Raw genomic sequence first — 4,717 nt, 5'->3', positions numbered from 1 at the left:
GAACGCTCGTCGGCTGACATGCGGAGCAGCAGGTTTGGCTTGGCGCAGTCCACCGCGGCGCCCCTCGCCAGGCTGTTCAGGTCATCGCCGGGCTGCGGGCCGAACAGGCGCGTTCGGCCCGCCCGATGAAGCACAATCGTGGGGTGGATGAGCGCGACGCACTTTCAGCTGTCTGGAACCGTGCTTGCGCCAGTGCTGGCTCGGGTGTCGGTGACCGTCATCTGAGCGCACTGCTCCTCGTAGACGGCATGGTGCAGAACGGCGGACCGAACCACGCGGCGGACAGCTGCGAGCCGGCCCAGCTTGCCGCTGCGGCGGCGGCCGCCCGCTACTTCAACATGGAGGACCTCGCCGCCGTGCTGGACGAGCTGCCTGCCGCTGCGAGCGGCTACGACGACGAAGGCATCGAGGACCGGCTGTCGGAGACGTACTACAGGCACACGCAGGACGGCGACCGCTTCGGCGCTGCGCTCCGGGCGCGCTACGGCGCGGCGCCGGAGGACTTCGAGCCGGTATGAAGCCGAGCGCTCGTCTCTTGGCCGCCAGTGCGAACACCGTGTACGGGCGATGCGCCGCGTCGGGAGATTCGACCTCGTCGGTCTCCGATATGGTCGCCTGTAATGGGCGCGCTCAGACCGTGGCACTTGATCATTCCTCTTGTCGATCAGATCTATCCAGTCGAACACCGGGTGCGGGCCGCGGCCGTCGTCGATCACCTGGGTGTGGCCAGCGGGTCCAGCCAGATTGCCCGTCGTAGGCCGCAGTCGTCGATTCGGGTCGCCACCGGCGTGCCGCAGGTATCGCAGACCATGTTGGGCTTGCCGTCGGCCAGGCCGAAGCAGGCGGAGTGGCCGACCAGCGCCAGGTCGACGGTCGACTCATACGTCGTCGATCGTGGTGGTGTCGTCGGGGAAGGGCCTGCGGCGGCCCCGGAAGCGGCCGAAGAAGCCGGTGTATGGCGGGATCAGGTAGCGCGCGACGGTGTCGGCGTCGACGCCGAACGCCTCAGCAACCGCGTCCGGCCGGCCCATTCATTCCGTAGCCGGCAGAACTCCTGGCGGTCCTGCGCGAAGTACTCCGGGCTGGAGTTGAACCGGTCGAGCTCCACGCCGTCGCGCCACAGTTGGTGGGTGAGGAAGTCGCCGTTGTATACGTCGATGGCGCTGGCACTGGCCAGCGTGCCGAGGTCGGCCGACGCTGGGCGACACGACATTTAGGTCGATGAACCATGGTCAGCACAGGGAGGAACTGTCGGCTGTCGCCGCGCTGCCCACGGGTTTCCGCCACGGCGACCAGCTTGCGGTCCTGCTCACAAGCCAGGTGCGTGTTGATGGTCGGCCGTCCCGAGATCGGTCGAGCCCATGGTCTGGTGGCTCGGCCCATGTACAACTCGGATCCTCCTGCACATCGCGGTCACGGCGGGCGGATCGAGATAATGGATCGTCAAAGTCTGGAGTCACGGCAACCTTTGGTGGGGTCGAGAGCGTAAGTAGTGGTCGTGATAGTGAGATTGAGGATGCGGGGGGATGATGCACGATCGCGAGGATGAGGAGGTGACAGCCTTCGTTCGGGCGCGTTACGGATCGTTGCTTCGGACCGCCTTCCTGCTGTGCGGAGACCGGGGGAAAGCCGAGGATCTGGTACAGACGACGCTAGCCAAGACGGTTGTGGTGTGGTCTCGGCTGCAACGCTCAGAAGGCATCGATCGCTACGTTCAGCGCGTGCTAGTCAATACCTTCGTGACCTCGACGCGGCGCCGATCGTGGTGGGAACGGCCCTTGGGTCGGCTGGTGGAGAGTCAGGCACCCGATGAGTACATGGGGGTGGAACAGCGGGACTTGCTCCGCCGGGCGTTGGAGGGGCTGCCTGCACGACAGCGTGCCGTCGTCGTCCTGCGCTTCTACGAGGACCTGTCCGAGCAGGACACGGCGCGCGCCCTGGGATGTTCGGTGGGCACGGTCAAGAGTCTTTCATCGCGGGGCCTGCAGACTCTGCGCAAGCAATGGGTAGAGGTCGACGCTGTTGCTGATCAGGGGGTGCGATATGCATAGCACGGCTGAGTTGCGTGATGGCCTGGCGGATCTGGCGGAGCCAGTGATACCGAGCGAGGGCTATGAAGGCCAGATCATGCGGCGTGCGAAGCGGTTTCGCGGGCGGCGGCGTATCGCCGCCGGAGCCGCGTCCGCAGTTTGCTTGGCGGTGCTGGTGACGATGTTTCGGGTGGTCAGCGTCGGGTCCACACCACAACTTGCTGCATCACCCCCGGATGGCCCGTTCCTGGGCTGGTCCCCAGCGGGAAACGTGGATGCCGGTCTGGTGAGTGAGGCCACTGGCGTTTGGGATCGTACGAACTCGGCAGGTCCACACACGGCCGTTCGAGCCCTTGTCGCGACGCACAATCGACGCCTGCGCTCGGCGGTGGTGGTCTTGCAGGGATACGACAAGCAGGGAGCCGCGAGGTTGGCGTTCTTCACCGGTGATTCCGGCGCGGCGAACGCTTTGCGGATGAGGGTTGATCGGCCGGCGCCCGACCCGGTGAAGACTCAGGTAATCAGTCTGGTTAGTCCGCGGTTGACCGGAGCCGGCGGCGTGGTCAGTAAGGATGGGTGGGGTACTTACGCCATCGCGGTTGCCATGCCGGGTGTGACAGCGGTGCGAGTGTCGAGTACCGCGGTCGATGAGGAAATGATTGGAAACCCGGACGAACCTACTAGCCGTCTTGTTGTCACAGAACTTCCGCTCGCCGCGACCGCGCAGACGACGAGGATCTCTGGGTTCATCAAGCCGAATCGACCGTTCGCCAGCGTCACCAAGGTGTTCGAGGTGCCTGGTGAGGATGGTGTTGCCGGCGACGCGCGGGCCGTACCAGCCGAGGTGGTCAGCAGGAACGGCGAGCAGGTAGTCGTGACGTTCCCGAAGAATCAGGGAGTCCGGCCGGGGCAACTAGCCGTCGTGGCCGAAGGTTTGGTCGGACGCGTTGCGACGGTCGACGCCGTCCGCGGCGAAGGCATTATCGACCTGGTTACCAGTACCGAATTCACGGGCCAGGTGTACACGAATATCAGTAATGTGCCGGGTTCTGTACGTGGCACCGGCGGAAAACTCGTCATGGAAAACATTCCCGCAGATGGTGACGTGTATCAAACCAACCGCGTCTTGATGCCAGATCCGTCCCAGCAGAGCAATCAGGTCGGTGCTGTCACGATCGGACGAGCGTCCGCGGACAAGGCGGCGGGCGCGACCATGGTGGAGCTTACGCCGACAGTCGACCTCGCCCACCTGACTAGTTTGTCGATCATGACGCCATTCGCCGATTGATGACGGGCCGCTGACCCAGGATGCGCGGAGGCGACTCGCCTCCGCGCGTCCTCAGTACTTCCGATGGTCAGGGATACCGAACCTGGCCGTTACCGGAAGCCTTAGCGATGTCACCAGCAGAGTTATTCGTAGAATAATAGTAAAAGTTCATGGTCGTGTTCGTTGGGACGCCCGACCAGCAGTAGGAACGCGCTACTCCGTCAGTGGGAACGGTGACAGGCGCGCCACGAAGGCTAACTTTAAACTGGTGATATGACTCCTCGGGGTAATCCCATTCGGCTTTGATGTCCTTGCAGATCTTCGTCTGGGTAGATCGGAAGTCTCGGCCGTCCATGGAATATACTCCACTAAACGTGAATTGGAACGGCAGTGTGGCCACCGCGAGAATATTCGCGCCGGTCGTGGTCGTGGTCCCATTCTGAGTGTAGTGATGAATCGGGCCCTGAAGCTCGGGCAGCTTTCCGAGGACCGTCATGGTGACGTTCGGCGGCAGCGACGCCCACACGGCGGCATTGTTCGCCGCGATCTCGGCGGGACTAACCGTCGCTTTCGCTGGCTCGCCGCCGGCCACTTCGGTTCTGGGTGCCGCTTGAGCCGGAGCGGCCAAGAGCAGCATTCCTGCGGTCACGGCAGCGGCAGCGGCAGCAGACCGCCTCATCAACGGATGTGACACTCTGTGTTCCTCCCCGTACGTTTGAGTGATGGCTCGATCCTGCCGAGACTCGCTCAACCACCACAAGAGCGATGACGGTCAATATTTGTGCGACTTCTCACCAACATCGGGTCAACGCGCCCGGAGGACATGTGCTAGCGCAAGGAGCGCAAACCCGCCACGCCCGTCAAATCTGTGATCCGCCGTCCGGCCCCGCCGTGCTATGTCCGTGACCAGCACCGTAGCTGGTTGATCAATCTCCGGCCGTGGATGAGGCCGACATCCGCGGCTCAAGGTGGTCGGGACACCCCTGAATATTCAATCAGGACTCGCGCCGGATGATCTTTAAAGCTTAGCGAGGCTTCACTTCTAGTCTCGGCGGTCGATGCCTGGCAGCGGGCGTCCAGGTGTTGCACCCTGGCCCATGTCCGTAGCAGGGAGTTCGGGTTTTGTCGACCAACTCCTGATACGGTGCGGACAGGGCATTCAGGAACGCGAACGGGCGGCGGATGAGACCTGGATTCCGATCCCTTCCGCCTTGCATTTGGCGCGCCGTTACCGCGTGGGCAGATCTAAATGCTGCGGGCGGCCTCAACGTCAGCCATCGATCAATGGTAAATGAATGGGCGCAAAGCCGCAAACGGTCGCTGAACCCCTAATTGGGAGGCGCGACCGTCACGGCGGCGCTGTACGTGCAATACGTGCGCACTTAGTTAGTTAGTTAGTCCTGACTTGGGTTAACTATCA

General features: G+C 63.3%; 5 protein-coding genes. 3 read left to right on the top strand and 2 right to left on the bottom strand.

Features of this window, described 5'->3' with window-relative positions:
* Nucleotides 1-143: 143 nt before the first annotated feature.
* Nucleotides 144-518, top strand: a complete 375-nt coding sequence (locus Ari01nite_RS49180; protein ID WP_203791641.1) for a hypothetical protein — start codon at nucleotides 144-146, stop codon at nucleotides 516-518.
* Nucleotides 519-878: 360 nt separating this feature from the next.
* Here Ari01nite_RS49180 and Ari01nite_RS49175 read toward each other — a convergent pair whose 3' ends face one another.
* A complete protein-coding gene (locus Ari01nite_RS49175; protein WP_203791639.1) occupies nucleotides 879-1,031 on the bottom strand; it encodes a hypothetical protein in 153 nt (50 codons plus the stop codon).
* Nucleotides 1,032-1,529: 498 nt separating this feature from the next.
* Here Ari01nite_RS49175 and Ari01nite_RS49170 point away from each other — a divergent pair, with 498 nt between their 5' ends.
* A complete protein-coding gene (locus tag Ari01nite_RS49170; RefSeq protein WP_203791643.1) occupies nucleotides 1,530-2,051 on the top strand; it encodes a SigE family RNA polymerase sigma factor in 522 nt (173 codons plus the stop codon).
* Between the two features lie 10 nt (nucleotides 2,052-2,061).
* Nucleotides 2,062-3,318 (top strand): rod shape-determining protein MreC, encoded by a 1,257-nt coding sequence (locus Ari01nite_RS49165; RefSeq protein ID WP_239163705.1) that lies wholly within the window; start codon nucleotides 2,062-2,064, stop codon nucleotides 3,316-3,318.
* A gap of 67 nt (nucleotides 3,319-3,385) precedes the next feature.
* On the opposite strand, the gene Ari01nite_RS49160 is transcribed toward Ari01nite_RS49165, so the two are convergent.
* Complete coding sequence (locus Ari01nite_RS49160) at nucleotides 3,386-3,946, bottom strand: hypothetical protein (protein WP_203791635.1); 561 nt, start codon at nucleotides 3,944-3,946, stop codon at nucleotides 3,386-3,388.
* Nucleotides 3,947-4,717: the final 771 nt, after the last annotated feature.

Origin of the sequence: Paractinoplanes rishiriensis (genome assembly GCF_016862375.1) — a bacterium.
Classification (GTDB): Bacteria; Actinomycetota; Actinomycetes; order Mycobacteriales; family Micromonosporaceae; genus Actinoplanes; species Actinoplanes rishiriensis.
The sequence above is the reverse complement of the archived record's forward strand: the minus strand, read 5'-3'. Positions and strand labels throughout refer to the sequence as shown.

Bases quoted from the DNA above. Each gene is read 5' to 3' on its own strand.
- Ari01nite_RS49175 (WP_203791639.1), bottom strand. From the start codon at position 1,031: ATGGGCCGGCCGGACGCGGTTGCTGAGGCGTTCGGCGTCGACGCCGAC.
- Ari01nite_RS49170 (WP_203791643.1), top strand. From the start codon at position 1,530: ATGCACGATCGCGAGGATGAGGAGGTGACAGCCTTCGTTCGGGCGCGT.